Annotated in this window: 18 protein-coding genes and 1 pseudogene; 11 read left to right on the forward strand and 8 right to left on the reverse strand. The window is 67.1% G+C overall.

Features of this window, described 5'->3' with window-relative positions:
- Positions 1-111: 111 nt before the first annotated feature.
- Genes ACFVHV_RS02220 through ACFVHV_RS02235 form a run of 4 tightly spaced genes read left to right on the forward strand, consistent with a single transcriptional unit; the run spans position 112 to position 3,831 of the window.
- Positions 112-1,221 (forward strand): glycosyltransferase family 4 protein, encoded by a 1,110-nt coding sequence (locus ACFVHV_RS02220; RefSeq protein WP_380348200.1) that lies wholly within the window; start codon positions 112-114, stop codon positions 1,219-1,221.
- Positions 1,218-2,888, forward strand: a complete 1,671-nt coding sequence (locus ACFVHV_RS02225; RefSeq protein WP_380348202.1) for a hypothetical protein — start codon at positions 1,218-1,220, stop codon at positions 2,886-2,888. Before ACFVHV_RS02220 ends, ACFVHV_RS02225 begins: the two co-directional genes overlap by 4 nt.
- Positions 2,888-3,109 (forward strand): hypothetical protein, encoded by a 222-nt coding sequence (locus tag ACFVHV_RS02230; RefSeq protein WP_188302151.1) that lies wholly within the window; start codon positions 2,888-2,890, stop codon positions 3,107-3,109. Before ACFVHV_RS02225 ends, ACFVHV_RS02230 begins: the two co-directional genes overlap by 1 nt.
- A complete protein-coding gene (locus ACFVHV_RS02235; RefSeq protein ID WP_380348204.1) occupies positions 3,106-3,831 on the forward strand; it encodes a phytanoyl-CoA dioxygenase family protein in 726 nt (241 codons plus the stop codon). The genes ACFVHV_RS02230 and ACFVHV_RS02235 overlap by 4 nt, the downstream gene beginning before the upstream one ends.
- Here the strand turns inward: ACFVHV_RS02235 and ACFVHV_RS02240 are convergent.
- Together ACFVHV_RS02240 and ACFVHV_RS02245 are read right to left on the reverse strand one after the other, a co-directional pair.
- Positions 3,828-4,250 carry a DapH/DapD/GlmU-related protein gene (locus tag ACFVHV_RS02240; protein WP_317620843.1) on the reverse strand — a complete coding sequence of 141 codons (423 nt, stop codon included), beginning with the start codon at positions 4,248-4,250 and terminating at the stop codon, positions 3,828-3,830. The two genes, ACFVHV_RS02235 and ACFVHV_RS02240, sit on opposite strands and share 4 nt — an antisense overlap.
- A 189-nt stretch (positions 4,251-4,439) precedes the next feature.
- The gene (locus tag ACFVHV_RS02245; protein WP_380348206.1) at positions 4,440-5,573 is read right to left on the reverse strand and encodes an IS630 family transposase; all 1,134 of its coding nucleotides are present in this window, start codon (positions 5,571-5,573) and stop codon (positions 4,440-4,442) included.
- Positions 5,574-6,088: 515 nt separating this feature from the next.
- Between ACFVHV_RS02245 and ACFVHV_RS02250 the strand changes: the two genes are divergently transcribed.
- Complete coding sequence (locus ACFVHV_RS02250) at positions 6,089-6,850, forward strand: methyltransferase domain-containing protein (RefSeq protein ID WP_188302149.1); 762 nt, start codon at positions 6,089-6,091, stop codon at positions 6,848-6,850.
- Between the two features lie 388 nt (positions 6,851-7,238).
- On the opposite strand, the pseudogene ACFVHV_RS02255 reads toward ACFVHV_RS02250, so the two are convergent.
- The 5 genes and pseudogenes from ACFVHV_RS02255 to lysS all read right to left on the reverse strand — a co-directional run.
- Positions 7,239-7,319: pseudogene (locus tag ACFVHV_RS02255) on the reverse strand (NUDIX hydrolase); the annotation flags it as partial.
- A 156-nt stretch (positions 7,320-7,475) separates the two neighbouring features.
- Positions 7,476-8,459 carry a phosphotransferase family protein gene (locus tag ACFVHV_RS02260; protein WP_380348208.1) on the reverse strand — a complete coding sequence of 328 codons (984 nt, stop codon included), beginning with the start codon at positions 8,457-8,459 and terminating at the stop codon, positions 7,476-7,478.
- A 233-nt stretch (positions 8,460-8,692) separates the two neighbouring features.
- Positions 8,693-10,399 (reverse strand): proline--tRNA ligase, encoded by a 1,707-nt coding sequence (locus ACFVHV_RS02265; protein ID WP_380348210.1) that lies wholly within the window; start codon positions 10,397-10,399, stop codon positions 8,693-8,695.
- A 652-nt stretch (positions 10,400-11,051) separates the two neighbouring features.
- Complete coding sequence (locus tag ACFVHV_RS02270) at positions 11,052-12,035, reverse strand: phosphotransferase family protein (RefSeq protein WP_380348212.1); 984 nt, start codon at positions 12,033-12,035, stop codon at positions 11,052-11,054.
- A 127-nt stretch (positions 12,036-12,162) separates the two neighbouring features.
- Positions 12,163-13,842 (reverse strand): lysine--tRNA ligase, encoded by a 1,680-nt coding sequence (gene lysS, locus ACFVHV_RS02275; RefSeq protein ID WP_380348214.1) that lies wholly within the window; start codon positions 13,840-13,842, stop codon positions 12,163-12,165.
- 463 nt (positions 13,843-14,305) lie between these two features.
- Here lysS and ACFVHV_RS02280 point away from each other — a divergent pair, with 463 nt between their 5' ends.
- Entirely contained in the window at positions 14,306-14,893 is a 588-nt protein-coding gene (locus ACFVHV_RS02280) for a hypothetical protein (protein ID WP_380348216.1), read from the forward strand.
- A 6-nt stretch (positions 14,894-14,899) separates the two neighbouring features.
- Positions 14,900-15,730 (forward strand): hypothetical protein, encoded by an 831-nt coding sequence (locus ACFVHV_RS02285; RefSeq protein WP_380348218.1) that lies wholly within the window; start codon positions 14,900-14,902, stop codon positions 15,728-15,730.
- A gap of 438 nt (positions 15,731-16,168) precedes the next feature.
- Here ACFVHV_RS02285 and gltX read toward each other — a convergent pair whose 3' ends face one another.
- Entirely contained in the window at positions 16,169-17,530 is a 1,362-nt protein-coding gene (gene gltX, locus ACFVHV_RS02290; protein WP_380348220.1) for a glutamate--tRNA ligase, read from the reverse strand.
- A gap of 228 nt (positions 17,531-17,758) precedes the next feature.
- Between gltX and ACFVHV_RS02295 the strand changes: the two genes are divergently transcribed.
- The 4 genes from ACFVHV_RS02295 (at position 17,759) to ACFVHV_RS02310 (ending at position 21,185) form a co-directional block, all read left to right on the forward strand.
- Positions 17,759-18,142: a GNAT family N-acetyltransferase gene (locus ACFVHV_RS02295; RefSeq protein ID WP_380348222.1), complete on the forward strand. Its 384-nt coding sequence runs from the start codon at positions 17,759-17,761 to the stop codon at positions 18,140-18,142.
- A 438-nt stretch (positions 18,143-18,580) separates the two neighbouring features.
- Positions 18,581-19,867, forward strand: a complete 1,287-nt coding sequence (gene serS / locus ACFVHV_RS02300) for a serine--tRNA ligase (protein ID WP_380348224.1) — start codon at positions 18,581-18,583, stop codon at positions 19,865-19,867.
- A gap of 352 nt (positions 19,868-20,219) precedes the next feature.
- Positions 20,220-20,756, forward strand: coding sequence for a GNAT family N-acetyltransferase (locus tag ACFVHV_RS02305; protein WP_380348226.1), 537 nt, complete (start codon positions 20,220-20,222; stop codon positions 20,754-20,756).
- A 3-nt stretch (positions 20,757-20,759) separates the two neighbouring features.
- Positions 20,760-21,185 (forward strand): hypothetical protein, encoded by a 426-nt coding sequence (locus tag ACFVHV_RS02310; RefSeq protein ID WP_380348228.1) that lies wholly within the window; start codon positions 20,760-20,762, stop codon positions 21,183-21,185.
- Positions 21,186-21,291 lie beyond the last annotated feature (106 nt).

A 21,291-nucleotide genomic window follows, 5' to 3' on the forward strand; every position in this document is an offset into this window, starting at 1 on the left:
CACGGCTGGCTCCGCTGGCCAGAGCTGTCGCGTTACGAGTCCAAGGCAGTAGCCGCAACCATAGGGAGCGATGTGTCGAGGCGACTGTGCATTCTTCTGCCGGAGATCGGCGTGACCAGCGAGACCTTCCTCCGGTGGGACGTTCAGAGACTGTCGCCCAGCGACACAGTCGTCGTCAGCGACCCGCCCCCGCGTGGCGAGACCGTCGTCGGCCGCGCGGCTTGGGACACAGCGGGCGCGCCGAGCCTCACCTTCGACCCGTTGCCGGGCGATCCCGCCCCGTCCCTGGAGCGGCAGCAGGCTGTTCGCGAATTCCTGGCGAAGCACGGCGTGGAGGTGGTGCTGGTCGAGTACTTCGACTTTGCCGACCGGTGGTTCGACTTGTTGCGCTCGGTCGGCGTGCGGGTGTGGGTTCGCGGACACGGGGTCGATCTCTCCGCTAGGCTCCGCGACTCCTACTGGCGGGAGGTCTATCTGCGCTACGCGGCCGCAGACGGGCTGATCGTGCCCAGCGCGAGGGCGGCCGAGCGCCTGATCGACCTTGGGTTACCAAGGGAACGGCTAAGGGTGGTCCGCTGTTGTGTCGAGATCCCCCCGACTCGGCCGGCGACACCAGTCCACCCGCGCAGCCAGCAAGTTCGGTGCATAGCGGTCGGGAGGCTGGTTCCCAAGAAGGCTCCGCTTCTCCTATTGGAGTCGTTCGCTGATGCCTGCCGTGCGGACTCGCGACTCAGACTCGATCTTGTTGGGGACGGGCCCCTGATGCCCGACGTCCAACGTTTCATCGACGCGCACGGGCTCACCAACCACGTCTCCGTCCATGGACGGCTACCGCACGAACAGGCCCTGGCTCTCATCCGCGGAGCCGACATCATGCTGCACCACGCGGTCACCTCATCGGTCGACGGCGACGCGGAGGGACTGCCGGTGTCCATCCTCGAAGCCATGGGCGCGGAGGCCGCCGTCATTGCCACCCGGCATGAGGGCATCCCCGAAGTGATCAACGACGGCGTCAACGGCCTGCTAGTCGGCGAAGGGGACGTGCACGGCATGGGCAGCGCGATCGTCGACTTGGCCGACGACGCCCGCAGGCGACGGCGACTCGGGACCGCAGCCAGGCAGTCCATCATCCACGGCTACACCGAGGCGCGGGCCCGAGGCGCTTTGTTGTCGCTGCTGAGGCTCCCCGCGCCAGCCCGTACACCAGGAGGAGATTTGTGAAGACGGTAGTCCTGCTCGTAAAGAACGGCATCGGGTTCGGCCACATCCGACGCGCCATCTTGATCGCCGAGGCGATCCGCAAGGAGGGCCGACTTCGACCGGTCATCGTCAGCCAAGCGAGCTCGCTGAGCCTGTTCCGCGACACGGCCGTCGAGGTCGTCAACTTCCCTCTGCTGCATCGGGTGTCCTCGGCCGTTGCCGAGGACAGCTACACCGCGGTCCTGGACCGGCTCCTTCACCGGCTGGACCCTGCGGTGGTGATCGAGGACACCTACCCTGATCCTCGCTACCTCTCACTTCCAGCCCTCGCCCACCGGCCGCGGCTGCTCGTCATGCGTCGCCTCGACGGGACCTCCTTCGACCTACTCCGCAGCCAAGGCCGGTTCGGCGCCTACGACGCGATCCTCATTGCCCAGAGCCCCGAGGACTTTGGACGGGAAGGGCACAGCGGGCAATCCGTGGCGGCTGTTCAAGGAAGTGGTCGCTTCACCTTCGTCGGCAACCTCTGCTACTGCCCCAGCCCTGCGGAGATCGGGCAGATGCGGCAGCGATACGCCCCCGCAGGCGAGCGTCTCGTGGTGGTCAACGGCGGTGCCGGCGGCGACCAGATGTCGGATGGCTACGGGGACCGGCTGTTCCACGCCTGTGCGCACGTCGCGGCCCAGCTGCGGGAGGAGAGTAGCCCGGCCCGCTTCGTCTTCGTCACCGGCCCCTACTACGCCGGCAGAGCACTGCAAGAGACTCCCAACGTCACGGTTCGACGATTCGAGCCCCAGCTCGCGGCTCTACTCGCGGCCGCACACGTTGCGGTCATTAAGCCAGGAAACAATGCGTTGTCCGAAGCCCTGCTCGGGCAGGCCCAGCTCGTCCTGGTGCCGGACGTCTCCTTCATGGAGGGGCTGGACGAGCACGCAGCGAGGATCGCCGAACAGTACGGCGGAGCAACTGCGTCGACTGATCCGGTAGTTCTCGCCAGTCATATCCGAGCATCCCTGGCCCGTCCCCTCCGCACGACGCGCCCGGCGCCCAACCACGGCGGGCTGGCTACGGTCATCCGTGCGATCGATGCGTTGGCCCAGCCGAGTCGGATCGGGATTCCGCTGCGCCGCCTGATGCTCATCTTGATACCCGGCGCCGGCCAGAGCCCAGTTGCTCTGCGCGGTTCCCTCCCCCGCGCCCTTCGAGGAGCGCTGATAATCGACGAGACCTCGGAAGCTGACATGACCGCCGTGGCCCAGATCGATACTGAAGCCAGTAAGCCTCCGCGGTCTCGGGCAGTACTGCTCGGCGGTGACGCCCCCAGGCATCCTCCCCAGATGATCGCGGACCAAGGAGTGCAACTACTCATCTCGCGGGACCGGACCGCGCCTGGGTGGATTGAGCGCTGGCAGCGGCTCGCCCCATCTGTGCCTACACCCGTAGTCATCGGGAGTTGCTCGATCAAGGCCGTCGCTGACGGCGAGCAGCTGTTCTACAGGGCCTTGGCGCGGCTGTTCGACACGGCCGATCCGGCCTGCGCGGTGCTTGACCTCGCCTCTCTGCCCAGCACAAGCGCGATCGAGGATTACCTCACTCGGATCAGCGGATGGCTGGAGTCCCAGCCCGTGGAGCTCGTTCTGCCCGAGTCGTTGACCGAGCGCTACACCCGCCACTCACTGGAGCTGTGATGACCCGAGATGCCAACCGCGACCAGGACGACGTCGAGCCGAGCTTGGAGCTCATCTCCACCTTCGACGTCCGTCACGCCAACAGCGACGTCGACAACTTGGTCGACCAGATCACCGAACTGCTCTCCGCCGGCACCAGGCTCGTCGACCTGTCGCACCACGACAGGTTCGGCACCATCATCGAGCTCCGAGCCCAAACGACAGGACACGTTGACCGATGACAACTCCCGCTCCTTCACGTCGACTTGCTGCCGACGTCCGTGCCCACGGGCATGCGGCCTGGCCAGCCTTCCTCGGTCCGGCAGCCTGCGCCGAACTGCGAGTCCTGAGCGAGGCGCTCGCAGTTGGTCAGCATGCCCACCACTACCCGAAGTCGACCCGAGTCTGGGACCTCTTCAAGCACGGGGACCCGTTCATCGACCTGCTCAACAACGCGCTGCTCACCACGACGTTGAAAGACCTGCTCGGCGAGAACTTCCTGCTCTCCGACTACAGCCTCAACATGGTGCAGCCGGGCCAGCCTGTCGACGACTGGCACATCGACTACCCGTACAACGAGATGCCCACCATGGTGAGCGGCTCACTTCTCGGGCTCCAATGTGTCTTACCCTTGGACCCCTTCCACGAAGCGAACGGTGCCACGCAGCTGCTGAGCGAATCCCACGCAGCACCGCACCGCGCGGGTCCAGTTGGCGACCACGAACCAACCATCTTCGAGGCCGAGCCGGGGACACTTCTTGTGATGGCCGCCGCGACGTGGCACCGCTCCGGGTTCAACGCCTCTAGCTCCCCGCGGTCAGCCATCCTCCTCAGCTTCGTCGAACGGTGGGTGCGGCCGATGAGTGACCCGCCGGGCCCCGGGCCCTGGGGACGCACCGAAACGCTGCGGATCCTGCTGGGCATGCAACGGCCGCCTGAGACGATCAACGGCGTGGCAATCTAGCTGGCACCCTCGCGGATGACTCGGGCGGGGACTCCGACGACAGTCGCGCCAGCGGGGACATCACCGGTCACTACGGCGCCGGCACCGACCTTTGCGCCCCGCCCGATCCGCACGCTCTGGAGATGAGGGGTGATGACCACGGCGTTCGCGCCGATCACCACGTTGTCCTCGATGATGATCCGGTGCGGCGACCCTGCGGGAGCGCGAACGGCGAGCGTGACGTTTTGCCAGATCCGGACGTGACTGCCGACGGTCACGTTGTCGTGGACCACGGTTCCCATCCCGTGGTGCCCGAGGTAGACGTCAGGGCTGACATCGCAGCCGGCGGCCAGCGAGTTGTGATAGATCAACGAGTTCAACTGCTTGACACGCTTGGCAAGTCGACGATATCCGCGCTTGCGTAATGCGATCGCCGTCATCCACAGTCGCTCCGGAGTCACGATTGAAGCCCCTCCCACCTGCACCAGCTGTCACTTCGCCAGCAATACGTACCCAGCGCAGGGCGGTTGGTTACCCAAGATGGGCAAGACTTTGCGCATCGTGACAGCGGCAAGCGCCTCGCGAACCCGGGATGGCGCCTTCGTGGCCCTTGCCCGACTAGTGCCGCATCAGGCAACGTTCGCCCTGGTGACGATGCCGCGTAGGCGTTCGTCTGTGGCGTGCTTGTTCCGCCAGATGATGTAGCGGCGGATCATGCTGCCCTGTTCTTTGTGGCTGGGGTGGTCGGTGCCGTCGAGGGCGAAGTAGCGCAGGGCGGTGAACTGGGCCTCGATCCGGTTGAGCCAGGAGCTGTTGGTCGGGGTGTAGGCGATCTCGACGTTGTTCGCCGCGGCCCACGTTCCGACCCGCTGGCAGCGCTTCGTGGTCAGGTGTGGCGAGTAGTTGTCGCAGACGATCGCAATGCGAACACGGGCTGGGTGTAGCGAGCGCAGGTAGCGGCAGAACTCCAGGAACTTGGAGCGGTTCTTGGTCTTCTTGATGTGGCCGTAGAGCTGGTCTTTGGCGAGGTCGTAGGCGGCGAACAGGTGCCGCACGCCGTGCGGTCGGGTGTAGGTGGCCCGCCTGCGGGGTCTGGGCTCGCGGTCGGGGTCCTTGTGGCGGCCGCCGCGCTCGGCCCACTGCCGGCCGGGGTGTGGTTGGAGGTTGAGCGGCCCGAACTCGTCCATGCAGAAGATGACTTCGGGCTCGCCTTCCTCGGGTATGACTTCGCCGTCGGCGATCGCGTAGAGGTGCTCGACGCGGGCCTTCTTGGCGGCGTAGTCCGGGTCGCGGGAGGTCTTCCAGGTCTTCACGCGTTGAAAGGAGACGCCCTCCTCGCGGAGCAGGACCCGAAGGCCCTCGTGGCTGATGTCGTCGACCACCCCCTCGGCGACCAGGAAGTCGGCCAGCTTGGCCAGGCTCCAGGTCGAGAAGGGCAGGCCGTGCTCGGCCGGCTTGGACTTGGCGGTCTTCTTGATCTCACGGCGCTCGGGCAAGGTGAACGTCCTGGGCCGTCCGCCCTTGTACTTCGGGTAGAGCGAGTCGAAGCCGTCGGCGTTGAAGTTGTGGATCACGTCCCGGACTCGGTCCGGGCTGGTGAACGTCACCTCGGCGATCTTCGCCACGGGCATGTGCTGGGCGGACAGCAGCACCATCTGGGCCCGCCGCCAGGTCACCACCGACCCGGTGCCCCGGCGGACGATCCGCAGCAGCCGTCTGCCCTCGTCGTCATCGATCTCACGGACCTGCACGCGTTCAGCCACGTGATCATTCTGACGGTCCGGTGCCGCCCGGCACAGCAACCGGGCGACACATCACGACGGGGCGAACGTTGCCTGATGCGGCACTAGATCTCTGCATGTCGCGCGAACAGCTCAGCCGAGCCCCTCGACGGTTCATCCCGATCGTCAATCATGCCGGTTTTGCGGGCAATGATTTCACGTCGACCGCAAAGTCTCAGCTCTGGCCATCGTCATCTACTGCCGCACAGCCCGACTGCCAACCGACTGTCGGGCTCGCTGCTGCGAAATCACCCGAATAGGCCACAGCAAGCGTCATTGATTAATCGGCAGGGACATGTAGCTTTCCTTATGAATCACCGCAGGTCAGAGTAGCCAGAGTTGTCATGGTCGGTAACACCATCCGCTCATCCAGAACATCGGTGGTGTCACTGGCAGGCGAGCAGCCCCTACTTCCGGCTTCACGCAGCCGGTCACCGTTCTCTCGTGCGCAGGGTGGTCAGTTGTCCGCAGGTCGCAGCATTGATGGAGAAGTCGGGATGTCCGAAGAGGATGGGCTAATTCACCATCACCTGGTTGACTCAGTGGAACCACCACTCCACGGGCGAGTAGTCGATCTCGGCTGTGGAAGGGGACCGACGCTGGCGGCCTTCGCCCGTCGGTTCCCGATAGTGCATCTGACTGGGGTCGACCGCTCTACAGCAAGTGTCGAAGCAGCCCGGGAACTGCTTGCTGATCACGCTGGCGGAAGCGACGTCCTGGTGACAGACCTCCGAGAGCCAGTCCCTCTGCCAGATAGCTGTGCTGATGCGGTCGTCTCGTACAACGTGCTCGAGTGCCTTCCGGACGCGCCCGCGTTCCTGGCGGAGATCTGGCGGCTACTCAAACCTGGTGGCCGCGCCGTCGTAGCGCACGTTGACTTCGACTCGATCATGGTAGCGGGGGTGGACCGCGACCTGGACAGACGGATCTGCCACGCCTTCACTGATGATCAACAGCAGTGGATGGACCATGCGGATGGACGAATCGGCCGGAAACTGCCCGGGCTGGTTCAGGCATCGCCGCTGATCTCGGAGCGGGTCGCCACGTGGGTCACGTCCTCAACTGAGCTGGTCGGCCAAGCAGCCCGGCGCATTGAGAACATAAGGCAAGCGCTGACCCTCACAGCCTCTCGGAGGAAGGGCCTTGTAGACGTCGATGAGGTCGAGGCATGGCACGCAGCGGTGCAGGAGGCGGCTGCTGGCGCGCGGTTCTTCTTCGCTGAGACGGCAGTAGTCGTAACTGCCAAGCGGCTGGCGTAGCGTGAGGCACGCCCAAAGGCGACAAGCATCCGCTGCCCGTACGGCTGATCGGGGTGCAACCGCTCCGACGAGCGAGCAGCCGGGTCTACGAGACTCCACGATCGGGCAGGCCAAGCGCGCATGATCACAGAAAGGGAACTCGCTGATTGCCTGCCCCCAATGATGGGTGCACTCGCACGAGGACCAGGCGCTAGTGGAGGCCTTGATCTACTGCGACATGAGCCGCGACCCCGGATGGCGAGAGGATGAGCTTGGAGGAACGGGCCGGGAAGATCACCGGCCGGTGCGGAGCCAACAGATTAGTGGGGCGCTTCACCCAGCGTGCCGAGGTTGAGATCGACGCCGCCGTGGCCCATACGGAGGAGCGCGTGGACGCTGCAGCGCAGGTTCAGCCCAGGTGGGGGTACTTGCCACTGAGGTAGTCGCCAATCTGCTGGCGCATGCTCGGGTGGATGTCGTAGTCGTCCAGGCGGCCGTCCGCGTCCGTGATCAGTGCACAGGGTGGACCCCGGTGAGTCTGTGCACGGCCTCAGCGAGGTGGAGGGGCAGTTCCGTTCCGGGCAGTACCTCCGGTCAACGGCCTGGAGTATCTCCGCGAGGGCGGCTAGTTGGCCGACACGCCCCGTCAGACCTGCCAGTGGCGCCGCTCCGTCAGCCAGCGCAGCATGACTTCTCCGCACCATGCCTGGTGCTGCCGCAGTGCTGGGCTGCCAGGCGGCGGGGGCTGCGCGCCCGAGCGCAAGAAGTGCCCAGTGAGCGCCGCGAGTACGGCATCCAACTGCTCGGGGTCGACGTCTTGGGCGGTTGGGTGCTCGGCGAACAGTTGAGACGCATCGTGGCCGTCGGCGTGAGCGGTGGCCAATAGCAGCGTGAGGTCGAACCAGCTCGGTCCGAGGCATGGCCAGTTCCAGTCGCAGATCCATGCTCGGCCGCCGGGGCCGAGGACCACGTTGTCCCGCCGCAGGTCGAGATGGAGCACGGAATTGCCGGCTGCGGCCGCAGCGCAGTTGCTCTCGAGGTCGGCGAGCGGGTCGATCAGCTCCCGGGGAAACCACTCCGGCAGCTCGTCCATCCTGGTCATACCGGCGGTGAGTAGGCGCCAGTTCTCGAACGTCGAGTCGTCGGCAACGGGTTTCAGGCCCAGCTCGAGGAGGGATCGCGTCGGGCGCGCCAGCGCTTGCGCGCTCGCCGCACAAGCGTCGAGGACCGTGACCAGCTCTGCCGGACGCCAGGGATCTGCGGGCATCCGCGCGCCTTCAACGGCGTCGAGCCCCAGGACCACCCAGCCTTCAGCCTCCTCGATCCAGCGAACGCGGGGCGCTGGCACAGCTGCTGGTAGCGCCTGGTTGATCAGAGCTTCCCGCCGGTAGCAGTCTGCGACGTACGGGGCGGTGGAGCTGTTGGCGGCTTTCACGAATTGCGGCCCATCGGGCCCGAGTACTTCGGCGGCGAAACCGGAGGTGAACCCGCTCCCCGCGCTCGGCTGCGGAACGACCGCGCCGCCAAGCCGACCCTCGACCAGCTCCTTGATACGGGCAGGCAGTTCGGCCCAACTGGGGCGGACCGCTGTGGCGCTGTAGTTCGGCTTTGGCGAGATGGTGGTCGGCATGGCACCATGCTGCCGGTCTAACAGGCCATCTCGCCAACGAGATTCCACTTCCGTGTAAGCGATTTGAGTTGCCATCAGGCTGACGTGCCTCGGCTGGCGGCTGGCCGTTCGGCGCACTCGCTTTCACAGCCGAGCACCGGAGCCCGGCCAGCCGACAGGGCGGTGGCTGTCGGCTAGCACGTGCAGCTGTGGCCTTCGACAACGCTGGTCCAATCCAGGTCGTCGAGAGACATCTACGGCGCGGCGATCAGGAGCTGGCGGACGTGCTCGACCGCCTCGGCCACCGGCACGGACTGGGTCTCGCCGGTGGCCCGGGTGGTGACCTCGACCGTGCCGTCGGCCAGGCCGCGGGCGCCGACCGTGATCCGGTAGGGGATCCCGATCAGCTCGACGTCGCGGAACTTCACGCCGGGCCGCTCGTTGCGATCGTCCAGCAGTACGTCGACCCGCTCGCTCGACAACTGCCGGTACAGGGTCTCGGCGGCCTCGGTCACCTTCTCGTCGGTGGTGCTGAGGACGACAACGGCCACCTCGAACGGGGCGACCGCGACCGGCCAGATGATGCCCTTGTCGTCGTGGTGCGTCTCCACGATGGAGGCCAAAGCCCGCTCCACGCCGATCCCGTAGCTGCCCATGATCGGGACGACGCGCTCGCCGTCTGCACCGAGCACGGAGACGCCAAGTGTCTCGGTGTACTTGCGGCCGAGCTTGAAGATGTGGCCGACCTCGATCGTGACGACCACCTCCAGCGCCGTACCGCACTGCGGGCAGGGCTCGCCGGCGGTCACCTCGCGCAGGTCCGCCCAGCGCTGCACGGCGATGTCCCGCTCGACGGACACCCCGCGCAGGTGGACGCCGTCGGTGTTGGCGCCGGTGGTCATGTCGGTACGGCCACGCAGGGCCTCGTCCGCGAGGACAGGCAGCCCGGTGACGCCGACGGTGCCCAGGCTGCCGGGGGAGGCCCCGAGCGCCGCTTGGATCTCCTCGGCAGTCGCGGGCCGCACCGCCGTGGCGGCGAGGGTGTCGATGAGCTTTTGCTCGACCAGGTTGTGGTCGCCACGGAGCAGGACGAGGGTCAGCTGGTCGTCGACCATGTACACCAGCGTCTTGATCTGCCGCTCGGCCGGCACGTCGTGCAGGCGGGACAGTTCCTCGATGGTGCGCGCGTTGGGAGTGTCGAACCGCTCCGGGGCATCCAGACCCGGGCCGTCCACCACGGCGGGCAGGGCGGAGGTCGCCTTCTCGGTGTTGGCGGCGTAGTCGCAGCCCGGGCAGCAGACCACCAGGTCCTCGCCGGCCTCCGAGGGGCTCATGAACTCCACCGACGTGCTGCCGCCCATGCTGCCGCTGGACGCCCGCACGGCGATGGCGGGCAGGCCGAGGCGGGCGAAGATCCGCTCGTAGGCGGCCTTGTGCAGGTCGAAGGAGCGGTCGAGCCCGGCGGGCTCGACGTCGAAGCTGTACGAGTCCTTCATTGTGAACTCGCGTACCCGCAGCAGGCCGCTCTTGGGGCGGGCCTCGTCGCGGAACTTGGTCTGGAACTGGTACCAGATCTGCGGCAGGTCCCGGTACGAACGTAGCTCCTGCGACAGCACGGTGAAGATCTCCTCGTGCGTCATGCCGAGAGCCAGGTCCGCGCCTTTGCGGTCCTTGAGCCGGAACATCTCCTCGCCCATCACCTCCCAACGGCCACTCCGCTGCCAGATCTCTGCCGGGTGGAGGGCGGGCAGGACGAACTCCTGGGCGCCGATCGCGGTCATCTCCTCGCGGATGATGTCCATGATCTTGGCTCGGACGCGCACCGCCAGTGGCAGCAGGGAGTAGTGACCGGCCATGAGCTGCCGGACGAACCCTCCTCTCACCAGCAGGCGGTGGCTCACCGCGTCCGCGTCCGCCGGGTCCTCCCGGAGTGTGGGCACGTACAGCTGGGACCATCGCATGGGACCGGGGACCGTCCTCTCGGTGAAGCTGCGGAGTGTCGCGGCGGCGCTCGCGCCGACATCACGACGGGGAACGGATTCTAGTGGCGGAGCCATGCCCGGATCGGTCTATTTTCCGATGCCACGGGCTGAGTTGGACTCGCGCGTCACGATGTGAACGGAGACCGATGGCCGCAGCACAGGACGACGCGCTGAGTAGCGACCGCTCCGTCGACGGCCGACGGACTGGGGCCGCGTCAGCGGCCAACGGCTCGGCCGGAGGAGCGCACGCCGGTGCTGTCCGCAACTCGCCGATGACGCGTCCGTGGCAGAGGGCCGGAGGAGCTCATGTCCGTTGCCCAACGGCTACGACTGCCGTCTCGGAGAAGAAGAACCGCCGGCCGTGCGCTGCCGCCTGTGTGGCTGCGTACCAGTCGGTTCGGCTGCGGTGACCGCCGTCGTGCCGCTTGCAGCTGATCTCAACAAAGCGGTCCGTATGTCGGTCAGTCGACGTTCGGCGTGGCCCGTCAGCCCCGTTGTCGCGGCCGTGAGTGTATCGGTCTGCTGCAGGCGCAGGCCGGAGGTTGCGACAAGCCCCGGCAGCGCGCGCGCCCGATGCGGCCGTTCGCGCGGTGCCGAGCCGCGAGACCTCTCGGCAGCGCGACGCTGCGACTCACGCCTGAAGCCGGTCGAGTACGTCCTGCATCAGCTCGTACGTCTGCGGCACCGTGTCAACGTTTCCCAGCCGATGCCGCTCCAGGCGGATGGCACCGATGTGACGGGCCTCGTAGATTCGCGAGCGCAGCACCGCGGCAGGGGAACGGTCCTGGGGGCCGTAGCTTTCCCAGAACGCCTCCCGCTCGTCTGCCTTCGCCAGCGCCATGCGGATCGTCCAGTCCGCAGCAGGATCACCCCACCAGGTGCGGTCCAGGTCGAGGACTCCGGAGATCAACGGTTCGGGTGCGCTCTCGGCGAGCATCACATTGACGGTCCACAGGTCACCCGAGAGACAGCGTGGCTCGGTGATCTCGTCGAGAACTGCGCGGTGCTGGCGAGCTACTTCGGCTACCTTGCGCAGATCAGCGGAGTCCAGGCCGACAGCGTCGAGATCGCCAGTGATGTCCTCCAAAGAAGCCGCCACGGCCGCGCTCCATGTGGAGTATGCCGGGCCGGCGATAGGACCGAAGTGCGGACCGCGCACCCCGTGGATCTTCCGCGCGATCGAGCCCATCTGCCGGAAGAAGCTCGGCCAGCTCGTGCGGGAGTACCTACCGAGACCTTCGGGGGCGGGTACGCCGTCAAGATGAGTCTGGACCATGTAGTCCCGGCCGATCACCTTGTGCGACCAATCCGCGGCAATGACGCGCGGCATGAGAGGCGCAATTGCCGTCAACCATGGCACGCTGGCGTACTCGTTGCGCATCAACTGCAGCTCGGAGCGGAACTGCCGACCCGGCTCCGGAGCGACCCGGAGGATCACCGGCCGTTCGTGTCCAGTCACGGCTACGCGGTAGGTGTTGTTGTACATGCCCGAGCCCAACTCTCTGGCGGACAGTGCGTCGGCACCGAAGACCCGCAGGCAGACCGCCCGGATCTCGTCGGCGGTCACCGGTTGCTGGAACGCCTCAGCAGCGCGCTCGATCGGTAGAAATTCCATGCGGTTCCCTTGAACTTCTGAATCAGCGGCCTGACGCAACGCCGAGGGTCGGGCCGGAGCAGCACGTTCCGGCCCGACCTCGGGCTTCAGCGACACGGCTGGCAGCCACCGTCCGCTGCCGCCGGGCCTAAGCGACGGCCAGCAGCAACCGAATCCGATCCGCCCCGAGCGCCAGCAGCAGGGTGGGAAGCCGCGGGCCGGTGTCCCGGCCGACCAGCAGCTCGTACAGCAGCACGAACAGCTCCCGCTGGGCCACCTTCAGCTCCGGCGACGCCGGAGCGTCCAGCGGCAGCCCCGACTGGATCTTCGGCACGCCGTACACCAGCGACGTCAGCCCATCGAGCGACCAGTGTGCGTCCAGGCCGTCCAGCAGGAGCTTCAACGCCTCCCGCTGGGCCGGAGGCAGTTGCTCCAGCCGCTCCCGATCCGGTTCCACACGCACCTGCGTGCGGTCCTCGGCCGGGACGTAGGTGGTCACCCACGCCTGCGCACGGTCCAGCCGGGGCTGAGCCTCGTCCAGGCTCGCGAGCGGCTCCTCGACGGTGAAGTCCTGCAGGATGCGCAGCGTCTGCTCAGGGTCGCCGGCCGCCACGTCCGCCACCGAGGCCAGCGTGCGGAACGGCAGCGGCTTGGGCGTGGCTGGCAGCGGCCCAGCCGCCGGACCGATCGAGCGGGCCCGGACGGCCACCTCAAGGTCCGTCGCCGTCCCAACGGCAGCCTTTCGTCCGAGCGCGTCCCACTCGTCGTACAGCCGCAGGATCTCCTGGTCCAGCGCGACCTGGAACGACTGCCTCGGCTGGCGCCGGTTATAGAGCCACCGCAGCACCGCGGGCTCCAGAACCTCCAAGATGTCGATCGGGGTGGGGATACCACCCTTCGACGAAGACATCTTCGCCATGCCGCTGATCCCCACGAAGCTGTACCCGAGGTACGACGGCGGGAGCCCGTCGAAGACCTCGCGCACCAGCTGCGACCCGACGGTGAACGACGAGCCCGGAGAGGAGTGGTCGACGCCGCCGGCCTCGAAGGTCACGCCCTCGAAAGCCCAGCGCATCGGCCAGTCCACCTTCCAGACCAGCTTCCCGCCATCCGTCTCGGACAACGCGAAACCGCCCTCGTGGCTGCAGTCGCACCGGTACCGCATCTGCGTACTGGCGTCGTCGAAGCTGATGACCACGGTGGAGTCCCGCTCGCAGACCTCGCAGTACGGCCGATATGGGTAGTAACCGCCCGCGCTGGCGGCGGCCAGGTCCTCCTCGTCCTGCTCCACCTCCACCTTCTTCGTCCGGTACCGGCCGAGGACACCGTCGATCTGCTGCCGATGACGCATCGCGTGCACGATCTGCTCACGGTAGGCCCCCGACGTATACATCTGCGTCTGGCTGATCTCGTCAACCTCGACACCCAGTTGAGCCAAGGCCGAACGGAGCGGCACCTTGAAATGCTCCGCCCAGTTCTCGTGCTCACCGCAGGGATCGGGCACCGCAGTCAGCGGTCGGCCGATGTGCTCGGAGAAGCTGGCCGGGACGCCGGCCGGCACCTTCCGGAGCCGGTCATAGTCGTCCCAGGACAGTAGGTGCCGGCACTCCAGACCTCGGCGGCGAATCTCGTCCGCGACGAAGTGCGGCACCATGATCTCGCGCAGGTTCCCAAGATGGATCGGGCCGGACGGGCTGACCCCGGATGCGCACACCAGCGGAGCCCCGCCACGGCGCTTTCCTTCGGCGATCACCTGGTCCGCAGCTGCGCCCACCCAATCGCTCTGCTTCACGCCCACGTCAAGTCCCTCCAGCTGATGGCTGTTCATATACTTTTAGGGTAGAGGTGGTTGGACCTGGCTGGGACCGCGCCGCGGCAGGCAGTGAAAGCCTCGGGCATGCATCGGCTGCAAGGCGACAGCAGGGGGACGAGTTCGCGCAACACCTCGACCAGCAGCTGCTCGCACTGGGACGATGCTGCGACAGCTCTCGGCCGCTCGATTTCAGAAGACCGACTCAAGAAGGTGCTCGATGTCCTCTCGGCCGGATGGCGAAACCCGGCGTCGCTTGGAGTACGCGCACGCCAAGGCCGCTGGCTTCCTCGGTCTCGTCTGTTCCGGGTCGTCCGTCTTCGGTACCTCCGGTTCGACCGTCGGCCGCCGGGCTGAGGGCCTCTGGCTCCGCGTCTCCTGTCACAACCGCCGTCGCGCTCCCCGGCCGTCCAGTCAAGGACCGCTTGGAGCGCAGCAGCTCATCCCGGAGCCCGTTCCGCGTCCACGGCTGCACGACACCGTGGGCTGGACCAAGGATGACTGGTTCTACCAGGCAGACGTCTTCGACTTCACTGGCCCCGCGGTGTCCTCGACACCCGGCCTCCACGCAGACCCGGGCCTGGAGGACAACTGGTGGAGCGACCTGAAGAATGCACTGGCCGGCATCGCCACGGCCCCCGGCACAAAGATCACCCTGCGCCCGACTTGGATCGAGCAGGTGTTCCCGACGTACCTCGGCATCCCGGCCCCTGCGAACATCGAACGGGTCACCGGCCACGGAGATCTGCAGTGGGCGAACCTGACCGCTGAGCCGCTCATGATCTTGGACTGGGAACGCTGGGGACTCGTCCCGGTCGGCTACGACCCCGCAGTCCTGTGGGTCAGCAGCCTCCTCGTACCGGCGGTCGCGGACCGCATCCGTGCGGAGTTCTCCGACATCCTCGACACCCCGGCCGGACGCATTGGTCAACTGGTCGCCCTTGCGGAGATGCTCCAGGCCGTGGACCGCGGGTACTACCCGGAACTGGCGCCCCATCTCGTCGACCAGGCACGTGAGCTGACCGGGGTCACCCCGCCGCAGGGCCCCGCCCCCGGACTCGTCCGATAGGAGACCATGGACCTTCGGCAGGAACCCGTCGATCACGTCCTGGACGAGGTGGAGCAGCGCCTCGGCACGGGGCTGGACCGGACCAGCGTGGTAGGCAAGCGCCGGACGGTAGGAGCCCGTACCGACCGCGGCAGCTGGGTCCGGATTGAACGACGCCCGTGGGCGCGGGCTCGGGAACAGGGCTGGGGCGGAGTCGAAGCCGCAGTGGTGCTGACCGGCGTGGCTATGCCACGCTGGTCCGGGTCGGCAACATGGCAAGACCCCGGCGACCAGGCGATCTGGCAGGCGGACGAGACCTCGCTGCTGCCGGGCAGCCCCGTCGGTACGGCGGTGCTGGCCGTCGGCCTGGAGCTGCCGGGTACGTGGTGGCGCTCGCTGAACGCCTCGCTGACAGCTCTCGCCGATCAGCGCACGGTCCGTGTGGCGACCCCGGACACCGAGCAGATCACGCAAAAGCTGGTCGGCGACACGATCGGGGCCGCTTTCCCGGAGGCGCAGGACACCCGGGTGGAACGGTGGTGTCCTGCGCACGCAGACTTGAACTGGGCGAATGTCACCGGCCCTGGCGAGTTCTGCATGTTCGATTGGGAGGACTGGGGGATGGCGCCGCGCGGACTGGATTCGGCGTCGCTGTACGCCGCCTCCCTCGCGGTACCGGCGCTCGCTGACCGGGTGCGGAGGGAGCGCCAGGCGGACCTTGAGAGCCGGGACGGGATGGTGATGCGGTTGTTCGTGCTGGCGAAGATCGTGGGACCGCACGCCAATCCGAAGGATCCGCGGGCGGAGCCGGCACGGCGCGAGGCAGCACAGCTGATCCATGCTCTTCAACCGGGCTGAGGGTCAGCCTGGTTGCGAGGGAACGACGCTAGCGGGGAGAGCGGAGCGCCCTGCTGGCGACGATCGTCTCGACCGCCGCCACTCTGTCCGGATACTGGGTGCACAGCTCCCGCCGGCGGACCTGCGCGGCGCATACGTGGCCCATCTGCTGAATCACGTCGTCGCCCCGGGCGGCCGACTGATCATCGGTGTCTACAACGAGGAACGTGACCAGAGCACAATGCAGGACCTGCTGCGATCCTGCGGCTACACCCCAGCTGGCACCACCAGAGCAAACCACCGGCACCCCGCGACCCACTACAAGGTGCTGTGGCTGACCAAGAGTCTGGCCGAAGACCGTACAGACCCGGAACCCGAGTACCGTCTCGTCGATCTACGCCGAGCAGTCGGAAGAGGCACAGGGCCCGCACACCACCAGGGCGTGTGGGCCCTCGGGCATCACGCCAGTTCCGCCAGCGCCTTGTCCAGACGTAGCAGGGTCCGTTCACGGCCAAGAACCTCCAACGACTCGAACAGCGGCAGCCCCACCGTCCGGCCGGTCACCGTCACCCGGATCGGCGCCTGGGCCTTGCCCAGCTTCAAGCCGAACACGGAAGCCGTCTCCTCCAGAACCGCCTTGAGCGATGCCGCCTCCCATACGGCCTTGGCCAGCCGCCGCCGCGCTTCCCGAAGCAGGTCTGCCGACCCCTCCTTCATCGCCTTCGCCCACGACGCCTCGTCGCGCGCCGGCTCGTCCAGGAACAGGAAGTCGACGTACGCGGTGATCTCCGACAGCACCGAGATCCGCGTCTGCGCCAGGCCGGCCAAGGCGGCGAACTGCGCCGGGTCGAACGCCTCCGCCGGCCACGGGGCCCGAGGCGAGGAAATCCACGGCGCGCACGCCGCCACGAACTCGTCTACCGGAAGTGCCCGAATGTACTCGCCGTTGAACGAGGCCAGCTTCTTGATGTCGAAGAACGCCGAGGAGCCGTTCACGTCTTCCACGCGGAACACCTGTTCCAGCTCAGCGTACGGACGGATCTCGATGTCGTCCTTCGGGCCCCAGCCCAGCAGCATCAGGTAGTTGACCATCGCCTCCGGCAGGTAGCCCTCCGTCAGGTAGTCCTCCAGAGCCACCTTGTCGCGCCGCTTGGAGAGCTTCTGCCGCTTCTCGTTCACGATGACCGGCAGGTGCGCCCACACCGGGGGCTCGGCGCCCAGAGCGCGCCACAGCAGCTGCTGCTTGGGGGTGTTGGAGAGGTGTTCCTCGCCGCGGATCACCTGGGTGATCCCCTCGTCAAGGTCGTCGACCACGTTGGCCAGCAGGAAGACCGGGCTGCCATCGCCCCGCGCAACCACGAAGTCCTCGATGGCCGCGTTGGGGAACTCGGGGTTACCGCGGATCAGGTCGACCACCACAGTGACCCCCTCGTCCGGGGTGCGGAAGCGCAGGGCTCGGCCGGCCTCGAAGTCCAGGGCGCGTTCGCGGCAGAACCCGTCGTAGCCGAGCTGCTGGGAACCGGTGCGCTCGGTCACCTGCTGGCGCGTGCAGTCGCAGTAGTACGCGAGGCCGGCCTCGTACAGTCCGGCGGCGGCCTCGCGATGCCGGGTCTCGTTCTCCGACTGGAAGTAGGGGCCTTCGAACGCCGGGTCCGCCTTCGAGATGCCGATGGACGCGAGCGCGCTGATGATCCCCTCGGTCCACTCCTCGCGATTACGAGCCGCATCGGTGTCCTCGATCCGCAGGACGAACTCGCCGCCGCGCTGTCGTGCGGTCGCCCAGTTGTAGAGAGCCGAACGGGCGCCACCGACGTGGAACATGCCCGTAGGGCTCGGAGCGAAGCGAACGCGGACAGGCGAAGGGACAACAGTCATGCGCACACGGTAGCGGCGCCGGTCGGCACGAGTTGCCGTTCACCGTGATCGGTGTTGCCCTGATGGTGGGCGAGGGGCGTGTCGCGAGGCCACCCGATCGAAGGACAAGGCGAGGTGGATGTACGGAGAGCGACAGAGGAAGACGCGCTGTCGATAGCGCGGCTTCGCTCGGAAATGATCAAGGCGCCCCCGATTGGCCGATGGTTCGAGGACCTCACCGCCTACCTGACGGACGGACTCGCTCGCGCTGAGGACATGGCGGGGTTCGTCGTCTACGTGCCAGCTGGCCACCTCGTCTCCGCCGCACTCGGGACCATCTATCAGGCGCCACCCGGGCCGACCTACACTGGCCGAACTGGGTACGTTCACCTTGTCCTGACGAAACCGGGCTACCGCCGCCAAGGGTACGGTAGAGCCGTCACGGCCTGCCTGCTCGCTTGGTTCTGGGGTCAGGGCTGTGGACTGGTCAACCTCACCGCCAGCGCAGACGGGGAGCGGTTGTATCGTTCGCTCGGCTTCGAGGAGAACGCCCGCTCCATGCGGCTCTTCGGGACGTGAACAGCTTCGGCACCCGTCCCTACGGGAACCGGTGGCAGGGAGGCTGCTGAGCTGGCAAGACTGCGATCCACGCCCATCATCGTGAGGTCGCTCAGGGTGATCGGCCGAATCTGGACGGCGATTCTGCGTTGCTCACGGAGCCCGGGCGTTCTACCCTCTGGCCAACGCGCTGACGGAGACAAGTAGCCGCAGGGCACGCGAGCCGAGAGAGCTGCCGGCAGCTGGGAAGGCAGCCTCGCGTCCTGAGGTGAATCCCCTCCCGAGTGCGGGGAGGAACGGCCAGCTGCGGCCCAATGCCCCGCCGGTTCGCTCCCGTAATCGAGCTGTCGAGGCCGTCACCTCCGGGTGACGGCGAAGGCGTGGTGGCACCGCGAGTTCCCTTCTCGCCCACGCCCCCAAGGGATCACGTCGGATTCCGACTGATCGATGGGAACCGAAATGCTGGACATCACCGTGATCCGCGAGCACCCCCAGCGCGTCGAGCGCGCGCTGGCGAAGCGAGCCGTTCACATCGACCTCACTGCCTTCCTCGCCCTGGACGAGAAGTACCGGCATGGCACGACCGAGGTCGAGACGCTACGCGCCGAGCGCAAGCAGATTTCGCGCGAGATCGCGCGGCTCGACCCGGCGAACTCAGCCGCTGTCGCCAAGCGCACGCAGGCAACCGAACTCGGCACGCGCCTTGCCGCACTCGAAGAGCAACTCACCGCCCTGGCCAGCGAGCGCCAGGCGTTCCTCGACCAGCTGCCCAACCTGCCCGACGAGGACGTCCCGACCGGCGGCAAGGAACAGAACCAGGTCGTCCGCGAGCATGGCACCCGGCCGGCCTTCGACTTCGAGCCGCTCAACCACGTCGATCTGGCCCGCCGACTCGGGCTGATCGACTACGAGCGGGGCGTCAAGCTCGGCGGCACCGGCAACTGGGTCTACCGCGGCAACGGCGCCCTCCTCGAATGGGCGCTGCTCAACTTCTTCATCGAGACCCACGTTCAGGACGGCTACGAGCTCATCCTGCCGCCCCATCTGCTGACCTATCAGGCTGGCTACGCTGCAGGTCAGTTCCCCAAGTTCGCCGAGGACGTCTTCGCGCTCGAACAAGGTCCAGCCGGGCCCCAGCGGTTCCTGCTGCCGACCTCGGAGACCGCTCTGGTCAACCTCCACCGCGACGAGGTTCTGACGGAGGCCGAACTCCCGCGCAAGTACGTCGCCTACTCGCCTTGCTACCGGCGCGAGGCCGGCAGCTACCGCGCCGCCGACCGTGGGACCCTTCGCGGCCACCAGTTCAATAAGGTCGAGATGTTCCAGTTCGCGCACCCCGACGCCTCCGACGTCGCTCACGAGGAACTCCTGACCAAAGCAGCCAACTTGGTCGAGGCACTCGGCCTGTACCACCGAATCACCCGGCTTGCCGCCGAGGACACCAGCGCCTCGATGGCCAAGACCTTCGATGTCGAGGTCTGGCTGCCCAGCATCGACGGCTACGTCGAGGTGAGTTCGGTATCGAACGCCCGGGACTACCAGGCCCGGCGCGGCAACATCCGCTACCGCCCCGCAACAGGGAAGCCCGGCTACGTACACACCCTGAACGGCTCCGGGCTGGCCACCAGCCGCCTGGTGCCGGCTCTGCTGGAACAGCACCAGCAGCCCGACGGCACCGTCGCAGTGCCGACGGTGCTGCAGCGCTGGCTCGGCTGCAAGTCCTTGACCCCGGCAGCACCCAGGTAGTCGTACCGGCAGCAGGCCCGGAATGGCACATCCGGGTCGATAGCGCAGGAGAGGCCACTGCCCGGGCCACCGATGCAGCGGTGGACCCGGGCAGTGCGTGCCCTCTTGCAGCAACGCATGGACCAGGCGCCAGGCGGGGAGGGTGGCCGCGTGACGGAGACCTTGCCACAGTGGGCGCGGCGGATCGTCGAGCAGGAACTGGCGGACACCCTGCCGAGGCGGTGGTCGCACTCCCAAAGGGTGACACGCCAAGCCGAGCACCTGGCCGCGGTCGCCGGAGCGGATGATGGCCTGCTGGTAGCCGCCGTGGTGCCTCGCCGAGGGGCGGGCCCCAGACCAGAAGGACTTCAACATGCTGATCCGAGAAGCGGTCGCCGGAGACGGTCCAGCGCTGGCCCGAGTGCACCTTGATGCTTGGATTGTCGGGTACGCCGGCCTCATGCCACAGGGCCTGCTCGACGCGACGACACTGGAGCGTCGCACGGCAACGTGGCAACTGACCTTGAGTAGGGATCGTGACCCGAGAGAGAACATCTTGGTCGCTGAGGTGAGCGGAACTCCACTGGGCTTCGCGCACGTCGGTCCTGGGCGCGACGCGGACGCGGACGGCGCGGGAGAGCTCTGGGCGCTGAACGTGGCACCGCCCCAACAGGGGAACGGCCTGGCATCCAATCTCGTCCGAGCAGCTCACGACGTCCTGCACCGCGGCGGGTTCGACAAGGCGACTCTGTGGGTGCTCACCGGCAATGCCCGCGCCCGTAGGTTCTACGAACGGCACGGCTGGCGTACCGACGGCGTCGCCCGCGAAGAAACCATCAGAGGCTTCACCGTTCCCGAGCTGCGGTACACACTCGACCTACGTCCAAGTGACTTGTCACATTGCAGGTAGTGGATGCCGAGCGCCGCCGGCACCGAGGCGCGCGTCCCCGGTGCCTGGATGCAGCGTGCTCGTCTCAGCTGGCCGATGGTGGAGTACATCCGGGGCTGGCGTACCAGCTGCGGACGGTATGCCCCCGCTGGTACGCCACCCGAGCGCGGCGATCCCCGCGAGATCGACGTTCGGATCCCGGCCACAGCCACGCAGGCGCTGAGAGTGCTGCGCCAACCGGTCGATCTGGTCGTGCTCGCCGCCCCCGAGGGCTCTTTGGGGGCAGGGTCGCCTGGACGAGAGAGGATGACAGATGTGGCCGACGCCGAATGGTGGATCGAGCTCGACCGGCTTCGCTACGACCTCGGCGTTGGCGTACGCTGCCACGGCCTGGTGTTCGATGTTGTCTCCTCCGACTACGCGGAGCGAGTTCTGGCGCCGATTTCGTAGCGCCCGCCGCTGTTGGTCAACCGGTATTGCCGGACCGTCACCGGTTGGGAGTCCCTGCTGAACCGCTGACGAGGCTTATCAACCAACCACCAGGGTCAGTTCGCTC

It is taken from the genome of Kitasatospora sp. NPDC127116, from assembly GCF_042677365.1.
In the GTDB taxonomy this organism is placed as follows: domain Bacteria; phylum Actinomycetota; class Actinomycetes; order Streptomycetales; family Streptomycetaceae; genus Kitasatospora; species Kitasatospora lactacystinica.